The 13,760-nt window shown below is 64.0% G+C and carries 13 protein-coding genes; 8 read left to right on the top strand and 5 right to left on the bottom strand.

Annotated features, from left to right (window positions below; genetic code table 11):
• Nucleotides 1-7 precede the first annotated feature (7 nt).
• Together AC0L2R_RS26120 and AC0L2R_RS26115 are read right to left on the bottom strand one after the other, a co-directional pair.
• Nucleotides 8-1,291 (bottom strand): glycosyltransferase, encoded by a 1,284-nt coding sequence (locus AC0L2R_RS26120; RefSeq protein WP_473512313.1) that lies wholly within the window; start codon nucleotides 1,289-1,291, stop codon nucleotides 8-10.
• 17 nt (nucleotides 1,292-1,308) lie between these two features.
• Nucleotides 1,309-2,247, bottom strand: a complete 939-nt coding sequence (locus AC0L2R_RS26115; RefSeq protein WP_473512311.1) for a GntR family transcriptional regulator — start codon at nucleotides 2,245-2,247, stop codon at nucleotides 1,309-1,311.
• 240 nt (nucleotides 2,248-2,487) lie between these two features.
• Here AC0L2R_RS26115 and AC0L2R_RS26110 point away from each other — a divergent pair, with 240 nt between their 5' ends.
• The 8 genes from AC0L2R_RS26110 (at nucleotide 2,488) to AC0L2R_RS26075 (ending at nucleotide 10,238) form a co-directional block, all read left to right on the top strand.
• Nucleotides 2,488-3,552: a polyamine ABC transporter substrate-binding protein gene (locus tag AC0L2R_RS26110; RefSeq protein WP_473512310.1), complete on the top strand. Its 1,065-nt coding sequence runs from the start codon at nucleotides 2,488-2,490 to the stop codon at nucleotides 3,550-3,552.
• Between the two features lie 365 nt (nucleotides 3,553-3,917).
• A complete protein-coding gene (locus tag AC0L2R_RS26105; protein ID WP_036269997.1) occupies nucleotides 3,918-4,760 on the top strand; it encodes an ABC transporter permease in 843 nt (280 codons plus the stop codon).
• Nucleotides 4,753-5,547 carry an ABC transporter permease gene (locus tag AC0L2R_RS26100; RefSeq protein WP_473512309.1) on the top strand — a complete coding sequence of 265 codons (795 nt, stop codon included), beginning with the start codon at nucleotides 4,753-4,755 and terminating at the stop codon, nucleotides 5,545-5,547. Before AC0L2R_RS26105 ends, AC0L2R_RS26100 begins: the two co-directional genes overlap by 8 nt.
• The gene (locus tag AC0L2R_RS26095) at nucleotides 5,544-6,617 is read left to right on the top strand and encodes an ABC transporter ATP-binding protein (RefSeq protein WP_473512307.1); all 1,074 of its coding nucleotides are present in this window, start codon (nucleotides 5,544-5,546) and stop codon (nucleotides 6,615-6,617) included. Before AC0L2R_RS26100 ends, AC0L2R_RS26095 begins: the two co-directional genes overlap by 4 nt.
• 16 nt (nucleotides 6,618-6,633) lie before the next feature.
• Nucleotides 6,634-7,908, top strand: a complete 1,275-nt coding sequence (locus AC0L2R_RS26090; protein WP_473512305.1) for a glycosyltransferase — start codon at nucleotides 6,634-6,636, stop codon at nucleotides 7,906-7,908.
• An 82-nt stretch (nucleotides 7,909-7,990) separates the two neighbouring features.
• Nucleotides 7,991-8,341: a cupin domain-containing protein gene (locus tag AC0L2R_RS26085; protein ID WP_023800537.1), complete on the top strand. Its 351-nt coding sequence runs from the start codon at nucleotides 7,991-7,993 to the stop codon at nucleotides 8,339-8,341.
• A gap of 24 nt (nucleotides 8,342-8,365) precedes the next feature.
• Nucleotides 8,366-8,710, top strand: a complete 345-nt coding sequence (locus AC0L2R_RS26080) for a cupin domain-containing protein (RefSeq protein WP_023800538.1) — start codon at nucleotides 8,366-8,368, stop codon at nucleotides 8,708-8,710.
• Between the two features lie 19 nt (nucleotides 8,711-8,729).
• Nucleotides 8,730-10,238 carry an aldehyde dehydrogenase family protein gene (locus AC0L2R_RS26075; RefSeq protein WP_473512303.1) on the top strand — a complete coding sequence of 503 codons (1,509 nt, stop codon included), beginning with the start codon at nucleotides 8,730-8,732 and terminating at the stop codon, nucleotides 10,236-10,238.
• Between the two features lie 37 nt (nucleotides 10,239-10,275).
• Here AC0L2R_RS26075 and AC0L2R_RS26070 read toward each other — a convergent pair whose 3' ends face one another.
• From AC0L2R_RS26070 to AC0L2R_RS26060, 3 genes are read right to left on the bottom strand one after another with little or no spacing between them, the layout of a single operon-like run.
• A complete protein-coding gene (locus tag AC0L2R_RS26070) occupies nucleotides 10,276-11,223 on the bottom strand; it encodes an ABC transporter permease (protein ID WP_287213381.1) in 948 nt (315 codons plus the stop codon).
• A gap of 4 nt (nucleotides 11,224-11,227) precedes the next feature.
• A complete protein-coding gene (locus AC0L2R_RS26065; protein ID WP_023800541.1) occupies nucleotides 11,228-12,208 on the bottom strand; it encodes an ABC transporter permease in 981 nt (326 codons plus the stop codon).
• A 1-nt stretch (nucleotide 12,209) separates the two neighbouring features.
• A complete protein-coding gene (locus tag AC0L2R_RS26060) occupies nucleotides 12,210-13,730 on the bottom strand; it encodes a sugar ABC transporter ATP-binding protein (RefSeq protein WP_473512302.1) in 1,521 nt (506 codons plus the stop codon).
• Nucleotides 13,731-13,760: the final 30 nt, after the last annotated feature.

Below are 13,760 nucleotides of genomic sequence, written 5' to 3'. Positions count from 1 at the left end.
CATCAGGTCACGTCCTTACGAGGGCGAGAATGGATTCGGCGGCGATTTCGGTTCCCGGCGCCCGTGCCATGGTGGCTGCATTCTCCTTGAGACGAAAGCGCATCTCGCCATCGGCCATTAGGCCAAGGATGGCGTTTTCCAGTTCGTCGTCGCTCCAGCCATCGCGGCTGAGGTGGCGGCCAACGCCGGTTTCCTCGGCGCGTTGCGCATTGTCGTGCCCGTCCCAGCAATAGGGCATGATCAGCGATGGCACGCCGAAACGCAGCGCTTCGCAAAAGCTGTTGTTGCCGCCGTGGTGGATGAAGAGATCGGATTTGGCGACAACCGACGGCTGCGGAAACCAGGCGTCGAGATAGACATTGTCCGGAACCGCGCGATAGCTGTCGCGCAGACCGCCGACATTGACGATGAAGCGGGCCGGAAGCCGGTCGAACACGGCGAGCATGCGCTCGATCAGGCCGACATCCATCGCGCCCAGGCTGCCGAAGCTGAGATAGACCAGCGGCCCGTCATTGCGTGGAAAGACCGGCACGTCGAACGGCCCTTCCGAACGGACGCAGCCTTCGAGATAGACGAAGCGGGCCGGGTCGAGCGGCTCGGCGCGCTGCCTGCGCACGATCGTCGGGGTCAGCAGCAGATTGAGATCGGGCGAAGCTTCGAGAAAAAGGCCCCTCGGCAAGGGTGCAAGACCGGCGTCGGTCCGAAGCCGGTTGAACCGATCATGAGCCGGAGCGACGGCTGCCAGGTAGCGCGCCTCGAAGGCCGCGCGATCGGGGTCGTCGGCGGCGAGACCGGACAGATAGGGTGGTACATCGGCGTCGGGCAGCTCGGTCTCGGCGCAGGAGACGACGCGCACCCATGGGCAGTCGGCGGCAGCAAGTGCTGGAAACATGATGACATTGTCGAGCACCACGGCGTCCGGCTTCAACCGGGTCAGCAATTGGCGCAGCGGCGCCTCGGCGTTGACCGCGGTATCGACGATCGCTTCCCAGGTCGGGGCGACATAGGTTTCGAGCTGGTCGATCGGGCTCAGCCTGAAATGCGGCAGATGCCGGCGCACGAAAGCCTGCCAATAGCTCTGGCGTTCGCTGTCGGTCAGCGGATCGTCGGTCGGCAACTGGTATTCCTGAAACCCGTAGTCGGCGAACACACCGGAAAAGCCGGCGTGACAGATGAACACCGGCCGCGCGCCCCTTGCGCGCAAGGCCTGCGCGATGCCGACGCAATTGAGCGCGGCACCGAAGCTCGCTTCGGGAAACAACGCGATAGTCGGGCTGGTTTTGCGCGTCACTGTTCTCGTGGTCCTCGTCAATCCGGCCGGCTGATCATGCCGAACAATGCGGGGGCGCCGCGACTGGCCGCCTGCGGTCGCTGGCTGCGGGACAATCGCAGATGGACGCGAAGCAGATCGGCTGCAACCTCATACTGCCGGCTTTCCAGTTGGTCGAGTATGGTCAGGTGCTCGCGCAGCGATTGCTTCAGCCGGAAGACGTTGACGCCGGCATAAGTCCCCGGCAGCCGGCGCAGCCTGAGATGATCGGACAGCGCGTCGGTGACGAAGCGGTTGCTGGAGCCATCGGCGATTAGGCCGTGAAAGTCGATGTCCAGCCGCTGGAACTCTCTGATATCGAATGTGGCGTCGGGCAGCGCCAGCAGCGCCTCCATGCCCTGGCGCAAGGCTGCCGCGCGGGTCCCGTCCAGCCGAAAGCCAGGCGCCAGAATGGCGGCGGGTTCGAGCAGCAGGCGGAACTCGTAGCTTTCCCCTTGTGCCTCTGGATCGTCAGGCGCCCGCCTGAACAGCCAGGACTGTCCCGGTGCGCGATCCAGAAGATTTTCGTCTGTCAGTTTCTTTAGCGCTTTTAGTACTGTCTTTCGTTCGGCACTGTAGCGCCGCATCAACGCGCCGATGGTCACCGTCTGATCCAGCCGGCGCGCCGACCGATCGCGCAGGATCATCTCCGCGAGTTCGTCCTCCTCGGCGCTTGGCAGGTCAGTGGCAAGCGTCGCCTGCTTGGTGAGGTCAACGGCCAGCCGATAGCCGGACTCGGCTTCCCATCGCACGACGCCTTTTTCGGTGAGCAGGCGCAGCGCGGCCCGCACCGGGGTTCGCGAGACGTTGCAGAGCGAGGCGATCTGCTGTTCCGGGAGATGGGCGCCGGCCGTAAATCCGCGCTGCCGGGCTACATCGAGAATGCGCTGCGCGAGATCAAGATGATTGGTGCGCGGGCGTCTGGCAACGGCTTGCATGGCGTTTCTCGTGAACGGGCTCGACCGCCGCGGTTTGACCGATTGCCCTTGCGGGCGCGATCGGCTGGATTTCGCGGCGATTTTGACAAATTATGGATTGACGTACTTTTTTCTGCAATAGTACTGTGAGTTCAGTCGGCAATAAAAAGACCGGGGAACAGGATCGAAGCGGCGGCATGGTCGCAAGCGCTGGTCCGACGATTGATTGAATTCGACGATCAACCAGAATGGGAGTCTGTCATGACCGCCACCACCCTGCGGCACCGTTCGTTAAAAACATCCGCGATCGCGCTTGGCCTCGCTATGGCGCTGTCGGCGCCGGCGGCCGCCGCCGACCTCGTCATTTCCAACTGGGACGGCTACATGGCGCCGGACGCCATGGCCGCCTTCAAAGCAGCGACCGGCGTTTCCGGCGAGGTCGTCGTTCACGCCACCAATGAGGAGATCATGGGCAAGCTCGTTGCTTCGGGCGGCAAGGGCTATGACGTGGTCTTCGTTTCCTCGCCGTTCGCAGAAGTGCTGAACAATCTCGGCCTGATCGAGACGATCGACCACGCCAAGATTCCCAATCTCGCCAATCTCTATCCTGAGGCGGCCAAGCTGCCGCACGATGTCGGCAACAATTTTTCCGTGCCTTACACCTGGGGCACCACCGGCCTCTGCTACCGCTCGGATCTGGTGAAGACCGAGCCGGCCAGCTGGAACGAGCTTCTCGCCCCGTCCGAGGCGCTCAAGGGCAAGACCACGATGCTGGCGACCGACCGCTGGCTGCTTGCCGCCGGGCAGCTCGCCAAGGGCTATTCGGTCAACGAAACCGATCCGGCCAAGCTCGCCGAGGTCAAGGACCTGCTGATCTCGGCCAAGAAGACCTTGCTCGCCTATGACGACACCACCTTCTATTCGAAGCTGGTTTCGGGAGAGGCGCTGATGGTGCAGGCATGGGATGGCTGGTGCAACTATGGCATCGCCGAGAATCCGCAGATTAAATACACCATACCCAAGGAAGGCTCGGACCTGTGGGTCGATACGATGGTGGTGATGAAGGCATCGGCCAACAAGGACGCCGCCTTCCAGTTCATCAACTTCATGCTGGACGCCAAGAACCACGCCTGGGCGGCTCAGAACATCGATTACAAGGTGCCGAACAAGCCGGCTATGGAAAGCCTGCCGGCGGATTTCCTCGCCAAATTCCCAAATATGAACATGCCTGTGGCCGAACTGGTCAAGTTCGAGCAGTTGCGCGACGTCGGCGACGCCCAGCGCGACTATTCGAAGATCGTCAGCGAGATCAAGGCGGCGCAGTAGTTTCGGCATCTGGAATCAGGCTTGCGTTCCTTCACGCCCCCCTCTGGCCTGCCGGCCATCTCCCCCTCAAGGGGGGAGTTCGGCTGGCTTGCAGCCGCTCGCCAATCTCCGGCGCAGCACCCCCTCATCCGGCCGCTTCGCGGCCACCTTCTCCCCGCTGGGGAGAAGAGGCTGACGCCAAGGTCGGCGACCTCCTCTCCCCTCGGGGAGAGGTCGGATTGCCCCGAATTGCCTTTCGCAATTCGGTTGGCAATCCGGGTGAGGGGGCGCTTGTCCAAACACAATTTCGATGCCTTTGAGATGGCCTCAAGGCCAGAGGAGGGTGCGACATGAGATCGTTCACACCTTCTCGCTCCTCCTTGCTGATGGCGCCGGCGCTGGCTTGGCTCACCGCCTTGATGGTGGTGCCATGCGCGCTGGTGCTGGCGCTCGCCTTCTTCCGGCGCGGCATTTATGGCGGCATCGAATACAGCTTCACGCTGGAGAATTTCGGGCTGGTGCTCGACCCGCTCTATGCCGGCATCTTCCTCAATTCGGCGCGCATCGCCGGCACGGCAACGCTGATCGCCGTGGTGATCGGCTATGCCGCCGCCTATGCGATCGCGGCAGCACCGCGCCGGTGGCAGCCGGTGTTCCTGTTCTTCGCCGTCTTGCCTTTCTGGTCCAATTACCTGATCCGCACCTATGCATGGATCGTGCTGCTCAACCGCGAAGGCCTGATCACCCAGCTCTTGCGCTGGTTCGGCTATACCGGCGAGCCGCCGTCGATGCTCTATACCGAAGGCGCCGTCATCGCCGGTCTGGTCTACAATTACCTGCCTTTCGTCATCCTCGCCTGCTACGCGCCGCTGTCGCGGCTCAATCCGGAGCTGGCCGAGGCCTCGCGCGATCTCGGCGCTTCGGCCATGACCACATTTCGCCGGGTTATACTGCCGCTGACGGTGCCGGGCATCGCCGCCGGGGCGGTGTTCGTCTTCGTGCTGTCGATCGGCAATTTCGTCACGCCGGCACTGCTCGGCGGCGGCCGCTTCCAGATGATCGGCAATCTTGTCTACGACCAGTTCCTGACCGCCAATGACTGGCCGTTCGGCGCAGCGCTGGCGATGGCGCTGATCGCCATCATGCTTTTGGTGCTGACGGCGCAGGCCCTGGCTGCCGATCGCGCCGCCGGCCGTATCGCCGAAGCGAAAGGAGGCGCCGATGACTGAGCGCTCGCCCGCCACACGGCGCACGCTCTGGCTCGTGCTGACGCTGGTCTTCGCCTTCCTCTACATTCCGATCGCCGTACTGGTGGCGCTGTCGTTCAACCAAGGCGGGCTGCCGACCGTCTGGTCGGGCTTTTCGCTGAAATGGTATGCCTCGCTCGCCGGAAACGTCGCGATCCTTTCCGCCGCCCTCAACACGCTGATCGTGGCGCTGGTCTCGACTGCCATCGCCACGCTGCTCGGCACCTTGCTGGCCATCGGCGTCGAAATGCGCCGGCAGTACGGAAGCGGCCTCGAGGCGCTGATCTTTGCGCCGATGATCATTCCCGACATCGTGCTGGCGGTGGCGCTGCTCAGCTTCTTTTCCATGCTCGATTTCACGCTCGGCCTGCACACCATCATCCTCGCCCATGTCGTCTTCAACCTCGCCTTCGTCTGCTCGGTGGTGCGCGCGCGGCTAAAAAGCTTCGACTGGTCGATCGTCGAGGCCTCCGCCGATCTCGGCGCTTCCGCGCTCACCACCTTCAGGCGGGTGACATTGCCGGTCATCCTGCCTGCGGTCGTCGCCGGCGCGCTGCTCGCCTTCACCCTTTCGGTCGACGAGTTCATCATCGCCTTCTTCACCGCCGGCGCCGGCCGCGCCTCGACTACGCTGCCGATGCAGATCTATTCGATGATCCGCTTCGGCATCACGCCGGAGATCAATGCATTGGCGACCATCGTCATGGCGGTCTCAATCACCGCGCTGACCCTGTCGCAGCGGCTCAACCGCGGAGTCATCGGCCAATGAGCGAGCCCCGCACGCTGCTGGCGATCGACAAGGTGTCGAAGAACTTCGGCCGGGTGACGGCCGTCGACGGCATCTCGCTCGATATCCGCGAGAACGAGTTCTTCGCCTTGCTCGGACCTTCCGGCTGCGGCAAGACCACGCTGCTGCGCATGCTGGCCGGTTTCGAGACGCCCAATGAGGGGCGCATCCTGCTCGACGGCCGCGACATCGCCAAAACCCCGCCCAACAGGCGGCCGGTCAACCTGATGTTCCAGTCCTACGCGCTGTTTCCGCATATGAGCGTCCGGGCCAATGTTTCCTACGGCCTTGAAATGGAACGCTTGCCGGCAAACGAAATCCGTTCCCGCGTCGATGCAATCCTGGCGACGACCGAGCTCGTCGCCTTCGCCGACCGCAAGCCGGAGCAATTGTCGGGCGGCCAGAAGCAGCGCGTCGCGCTTGCCCGTGCGCTGGTCAAGCGGCCGCGGCTGCTGCTGCTCGACGAGCCGCTCGGTGCACTCGACAAGAAATTGCGCGGCGCCATGCAACTGGAGCTGAAGCGGCTGCAGAACGAAGTCGGCATCACCTTCGTCATCGTCACCCATGACCAGGAAGAATCGCTCGTTATGGCGGACCGCATGGCGGTGCTGAGGGACGGCAAGCTGCTGCAATGCGACACGCCGCATGCGGTCTACGAACATCCGGCCGACCGTTTCGTCGCCGACTTCATCAGCGTCATGAATTTCGTGCCGGGCAAAGCCGCCGACAATGGCGTGCTGGCAGCCAATGGTGCGCGAATCGTCGGCACGGTTCCCGAAATACTTTCGCCCGGCGCTGCGGCGGTCGCTTCGGTGCGACCCGAGCGCATCCGACTGTTCCCGCCGCCAGAGACGGCCAACCGTGTTGCCGGCATCGTCGAGGCGCTCGCCTATCACGGGCTCGACCTGCAGCTGCATGTCCGCACCGCTCTGTCACAAAAACCGTTCCTGGTGCGCGTCACCGCCGACGCCGCCGACCGCCGCCCGGTCGCGTCGGGCGATGCGGTTGAACTCGGCTGGGATGCCGCCGACGTCAGAATTTTCGCAGATTGATTGAAGGAGAACTTTCATGGCGCAGAAGACCATCGCGTTTTTTCCGGAAGCGGCCTACGGCCCGGCGCTCAACTCCGTCGGTATCGCCCAGGCGGTCGAGGCGCGCGGCCACAGAGCGGTGTTCCTGTCGGACCCCGGCTTCCTCGACGTCTACAAGGGCTACGGCTTCGAGGCGCATCCGGTGAACCTGTCCGAGCCGATGCCGCCCGAGCAGATGGCCAAGTTCTGGGAAGACTTCATCAACGGCCACATCCCGAATTTTCGCAAATCGCCCTACGACCAGGTCGACAATTACGTGAAGGACTGCTGGACGGCGATCGTCGACAGCGCCAAATGGGCTGAGAAGGACCTGCCCGGCGTGCTTGCGACGATCAAGCCCGACGTCATCTGCGTCGACAACGTCATCCTGTTCCCGGCGATCAAGCAGTATGGCAAGCCATGGGTGCGCGTCATCTCCTGCTCGGAAAATGAGATCGAGGACGAGGACATCCCGCCGCATCTGTCCGGCTGCGGCGAGAACGACCACGCCTGTCATGAGCGCTACCGCAACCATTTCAACGCCGTCATCAAGCCGATCCATGACGACTTCAATGCGTTTTTGAAAGCGAACAACGAAGCGTCTTATCCGATCGGCCAGTTCTTCGAGGCCTCGCCCTACCTCAACCTGCTGCTTTATCCCGAAGCGGCAAAGTTCAAGCGCCGCCATCCGCTCGACCCGGCAAAATTCCAGTATCTGGAAGGCTGCGTGCGGCAGGAGAAGCCCTACACCGTGCCGACCTTTGCTGAGAATAATGACGGGCCGCTGCTCTACGTCTCGTTCGGCAGCCTTGGCGCCGGCGATGTCGATCTCTTGAAGCGCATCATCGCGACGCTGGCCGAGACTCGCTACCGGGCGCTGGTCAATGTCGGCGGCTACAAGGACCAATACGCGCAAGTGCTCGGCAATGTCATCGTCGAGAGCTGGTTTCCGCAGCCCTCGGTGATCCCGCAGGTCGATGCGGTTATCCACCATGGCGGCAACAACTCGTTCACCGAGTGTCTCTACTTCGGCAAGCCGGCGATCATCATGCCCTATGTCTGGGATGGCCACGACAACGCGACCCGGGTCGAGGAGACCAGCCACGGCTTCGGCATGCCGCGCTACGACTGGAGCGACGCCGAGCTGATCGCCAAGATCGAAACCTGCCTGACCGACCCGGCAATCAGGGCCAAGCTGGCGAAGACGTCGGCGCAGATGCAGGCGCAGAACGGCCCGGAGAAGGCAGCGGGGCTGCTGGAGAAACTGCTGTGACCGGGCTGATGGGTATGGCATTCCTTCGCGCCCCCGCCGGAGAGCGCGGGCACGTCAAGCACAAGCATGGCGGAACTCCCATATGACCTCCTCCGCCCCACACCTCCACCAAGCCTCCACCCGCACCGACCTGATCGACTGGGGCGCCCAGCCCGATGCGCTGGAAGGTGCTTCGCACTCCACCGGCAGGCTCGTCCACAAGGGGCCAAACAACCAGCCGGAATCCGGCATCTGGGTCTGCACGCCCGGCCGCTGGCGGCTGGCGATCCCGCGCGACGAACTGTGCCATTTCGTTGCCGGCCGCGCGACCTACCGATCGGACAACGGCGAGGTGATAGAAGTCTCCGCTGCCACGGTGGTCATGTTCCCGGCCGGCTGGACCGGCGAATGCACCGTCCACGAGACCATCCGCAACATTTACATGCTGGCCTGAAGCCAGCCACTGGAGCTTCACGACATGCCGACACCGATCATGAAATCGCCGCTTGCCCTCACCGACCTCGTCGACTGGGGCGTCATCCCCACGATGATCGAGGGCGAATCCCGTACCTCCGGCAAATTGCTGCACAAGGGGCCGGAAGGCCGCTCCGAATGCGGGCTGTGGGTCTGCACCCCAGGCAAATGGCACTGCCACGTCACCCGCGACGAATTCTGCCATTTCCTAGAGGGCCGCTGCACCTATGTCCACGAATCCGGCGAGGTGATCGAGATCGAACCCGACACCGCGGCGTTCTTTCCGCAGGACTGGAAGGGCGTCTGCACCGTCCACGAGACAATCAAGAAGGTCTACATGATCCGCTGAGCGACTTGAAAGGACGACCATGGACTTCTCACCTGACCGGCCGGCCTTCTTCGTCAATCCGGATTATCGGCCGATGACCGGCGCGGCAAAACCGGTGATCGATCCGGCGACACTGGAAACCGTCGGCGCCATCGCGACTGCAACCGACGGCGAGATCGACGCCGTGCTCACCGCTGCGGCCAGGGCGCAAGCTGCCTGGAAAAAGCTCGACGCCAAGAGCCGCGCCAGGCATCTGCATGCAGTCGCCAACGCCATCGAGGCGGCCGACTTCACCTGCTGCGCCGAGCTGATGGTGCGCGAGATGGGCAAGCCCTATCCGGAAGCAATCGGCGAGATCGCCAATTGCGCGCCGATCTTCCGCTACTACGCCGAAATGGCGCGCGACGATGCCGGCAAGATCGCCGGCACGACGCAGGCGGGTTCGTTCCAGTATGCGCGCTACGAGCCCTACGGCACGTCTGTGCACATCATGCCCTACAATTTCCCGATCCTGTTGATGTGCTGGACCGTTGCCGCCTCGCTTGCCGCCGGCAATGCCTGCGTCATCAAGCCGGCCGAAGCGACGACACTGTCGACGCTGAATTACATGACCGTGTTCCGCTCACTGCCGGAGGGCCTGGTTTCCTGCCTGCCCGGCGCGGCGGCCACGGCGCAGGCTTTGATCGCCTCCGATCGCACCCATGCGGTTGCCTTCACCGGTTCGGTCGCCGCCGGCAAGGCTGTCGCCGTCGCTTGCGCCGAGCGCATGAAGCCATGCGTCATCGAGGCCGGCGGCAGCGATCCGCTGATCATCAGCCGACACGCCCCGCTCGACGTGGCGGCCGCCGGCAGCGTCACCGCCGCGTTCCATCTCACCGGCCAGGTCTGCACCTCGGCCGAACGGTTTTTCGTCGTCGATGCCGTTCATGACCGCTTTGTCGAGCTGTTTGCGCAGAAGACACGGGCGCTGCGCATCGGCAACGGCCTCGACAAGACCGAGATCGGGCCGCTGGTCAGCGAGGCGGCGCGGGCGAAAGTCATGCGGCTGGTCGACGATGCCGTGCGCAATGGTGCTAAGGCGATCACCGGCGGGCGTATTCCGCCGGCGCACAATGTCGGCTGGTTCTACGAGCCGACGATCCTGACCGGCGTCACCCCCGACATGGCGATCGTGCGCGAAGAATGTTTCGGGCCAGTCGCCGCGATCTGCCGGGTCAAGGATTTCGACGAGGCGGTAGAACTTGCCAATGACAGCCCGTTCGGGCTCGGCGCCTCGGTGTTCACCACTGATCTTGCCGAGGCGCATGAGGCTGCGGAGCGGCTTGAGGCAGGGATGGTCTGGGTCAACAATCCGCTGATCGACAACGACGCACTGCCGTTCGGCGGCTGGAAGGCGTCGGGCCTCGGCCGCGAACTTGGTCGCCAGGGGCTGGATGCCTTCCGCCGCTCGAAGATGGTCATCATCGACCACAGGCCAGCGATCCAGGACTGGTGGTATCCCTATCCCGACAGCTGGTTCCGCGAATCTGGCGGGCGCAAGCACGTATGAGATGACACAGGTCAGCGCCGCCAAGGGCCGCCGCTTGCTAGCGCAGCGCTTTCTGCCCGCCGGCGGCAGTGATGACGCCGACGATGATCAGCCCGGTCAGCAACAGACGGACGCCGGCGCTGACGCCGAACGTGTTGAGCATGGTCAAAAGCAGCACCAGGAACAGGGCCGCGCCCCATACACCCGGCACATTGGCCTTGCCGCCGGCTACCGACGTGCCGCCGATGACGACGACGGCGATCGAGGCCAGCAGGTACTCATTGCCGATATCGACATTGGCGCCGCGGAAATAGCCGGCGAGCAGCGCCCCGTCGAGGCCGCCGAGCGCGCCCGACAGCGTGTAGGTAAGAAAGCGGATGCGGCCGACATTGACGCCGGCCAGCCACGCCGCGCGGATGTTCTGGCCGATCGCCAGCACCGAACGGCCATAGATCATGCGCTGCAGCGCGATTGCAGCGCCGATGGAGAACAGCACGGTGAGGATCGCCAGCACCGGAATGCCAAGAATCTGCCAGTTGGTGAAACTGGCAAAGCCCGGCGGCGGCTTGATCTGCAAGCCGCGGCCATAGCTGATGTCGATCGACTGGATGATGAAGCTCGCCGACAGTGTGGCGATGATCGGTGGAATGCGCAGCGCCCAGATCAACAGATAATTGGCGGCGCCGATCGCCATGCCGCAGGCCAGCGCCGCCAGCAGCCCGACCGCGATCATTGAATCATTGCCGTCCATCACCTTCATGGCGACGGCGCTGGCGAGGCCGATATTGGCGGGCAGCGACAGGTCGACATTGCCGGGACCGAGCGTGATCACGAACATCTGGCCGACACCGACGATGACGGTGAAGACGGCGAGCGAAAGTGCTGCCGTGATCATGCCGCCGCCGCCATATCCGCCGGTGAAGGTGACCGTCGCCAGCCACACCAGCAGCGCGCCGATGAAGGACCAGATCCAGGGTTTGGCGAGCAGCAATCGCAACGATGCCATCTCCTCACCTCTCTTTGCGGCTGATCAGCACCCGGGCCGCCAGCACGATGATGAGGATGGCGCCGTTGGCGGCCACCTGCCAATCGGGCGGGATGTGCATGAAGGTCAGCAGCGGCGACGCGGCGAGCGCCAGCGTCAGCGCGCCGATCACCGCGCCGATCGGCGATACCCGGCCGCCGACGAATTCGCCGCCACCGAGGATGACGCCGGCGATCGACAGCAGCGTGTAGCCATTGCCGATATTGGCATCGGCCGAGGTGGTGATGCCGATCAGGGCCATGCCGGATAAAACGCCGAACAGGCCGGTCAATGCGAACAGCACGACCTTGGTCTTGAGCAGCGACCAGCCGGCACGGCTGAGGGCCGCGGCATTGCCACCGGAGCCGCGCAGGATCACGCCATACGAGGTGCGCATCAGCCCGAAGTGGACGACCGCGGCAATCAGCAGCGCCGCAATGATCGGGAACGGAACGAAGGGCGGTTTGAAGGCCATGAGCGACAGCAGCCAGTCCGGCGCCTTGCCGCCGGGCTTCGGCAGGATGAGGATGGCGAGGCCCTGCCAGACAAAACTCATGCCGAGCGTCACCACGATTGAAGGCAGGTTGCGCAGATGGATCAGCGCGCCGAGCAGCGCATAGACGCCGATCGACCCGAGGAGGATCAAGACACCGACCAGCGGCGCCTCCTTCAGCCATGTCGCCGTGACGCAGCCGACGAAACCGACGAAGGTGCCGATCGACAGGTCCAGCTCGTTGCCGGCAATGACGAACATCTGCGCGATCGTCGCCAATGCGATCGGGATCGCCAGGTTGAGCATCAGGCTGAAGCCGAAATAGCTGATGGCGCGCGGGTTGAGCCAGGCGATCGCCAGCAGCACCAGCACCAGCGACATCGCAGGCAGCAGCCCGCGCAGCAGGCGCGCCCGCGCCAGCGCGCTTCGCTCGGAAGAACTCTTGGGACCGCTCTCGACGGGTGCTGCCGTCATCTCAGGCCGCATCGCCGAACGAGGACTGGATGATCTTTTCCTCGGTCAGCTCGTCGCGACCAAGCTTGGCGACGATCCGGCCGTTCTTGAACACATAGACGTGGTGGCAATTGTCGAGCTCTTCGGTTTCCGTGGTGTACCAGAGGAAGGTACGGCCGCGGCCGGCCTCTTCGCGCACAAGGTCGTAGACCTCGAGCTTGGTGCCGATGTCGACGCCGCGCATCGGGTCGTCCATCAGCACGATCTTGGCGTCGGAACCGAGCGCCCGGGCAAACAGGGCCTTCTGCTGGTTGCCGCCGGACAGCGAGAAGATGTTGTTGTTCATGTCGGGGGTGCGGATGCCGATTTTCTTTTGCCAGAAGTCGGCGAGCTCGGCTTCGCGCCGCGGCGAGATCAGCAGGCCGTTGTGCAATCGCGCCAGCGAGCGGATGCCGATGTTTTGCGCAATCGACCATTGCGGAAAGATCCCGTCAGACTGGCGGTCGCCGGCCACCAGCGCCACCGGTGCTGTGACCTCGATGCCGGTTTTGGTGCGCGCCGCGGCTGCGAAAATCGCCAGCAGCAGATCGGTTTGGCCATGACCGGCAAGCCCGGCAAGGCCGATGATTTCGCCGGCATGCGCCACAAGTTCGTTGCCGTCCTGTTGCCGCGCTGGGCGGGCCCGGACCCGCAACGGGCCGGTCTCCGGCTTTTGGGTCGCGATTTCGGCCGCGATCTTCTCACGCGCTGCCGCTCCGCCCATGGTCGTCACCAGCCTGTCGCGATCGAAAGCCTTAGCCGCATCCGACGCAACGACCTTGCCGTCGCGCATCACCACGATGCGGTCGGCATTCCCGAGCACCTCGCCCAGAACATGCGAGATCAGGATGCAGCTCTTGCCCCCGGCGACAAAGCGCCGGACGAAACCCAGCAACTGGCCGGCCGTGTGCGCGTCGAGCGAGGATGTCGGCTCGTCGAGGATGACCAATTCGAGCGGATCCTGCGTCACCGTGAAGGCGCGCGCCACCTCGACCATCTGCCGCCTGCCGATGGAAAGGTCGCTGGCGATATCGGCGGCGGAGATGCTGTGGCCCGGAAATATCTCGTCGAGCTTGGCGGCGATCAGATCGGCCGCCTTGCGCCGCCAGCCGAGGCCGCGCAGCGCCGGGTGGTTGATTCGGATGTTCTCGGCAACGCTGAGGTTCGGGCACAGCGACAGTTCCTGGAAGACGCAGCGTATGCCGAGTTGTTGGGCGCGCAGCACCGAATAATTGTCCTCGATGCCGCCACGCACCGCGATCCGACCGCTGTCGGGCACGAGCGTGCCCGCCACCATATGCATGAGCGTCGACTTGCCCGCGCCATTGTGGCCGACGAGACCGACGCATTCGCCGGCGCCGACGTGGAAATCCACCCCGGCAAGCGCCCGGACGGCGCCGAAATGTTTTTCGGCTCCGTCCAGTCTGATTATGTCGACAGTGGCGGCGCCGAAATGTTTTTCGGCTCCGTCCAGTCTGATGATGTCTGCATCGGTCTCGGGCATCCCTAGCGATATCCGGTCGATGACGCGCGC

It is taken from the genome of Mesorhizobium sp. WSM4820 (assembly GCF_055811075.1).
Note: the sequence above shows the minus strand (reverse complement) of the source record. Positions and strands in the feature narration are given on the sequence as shown.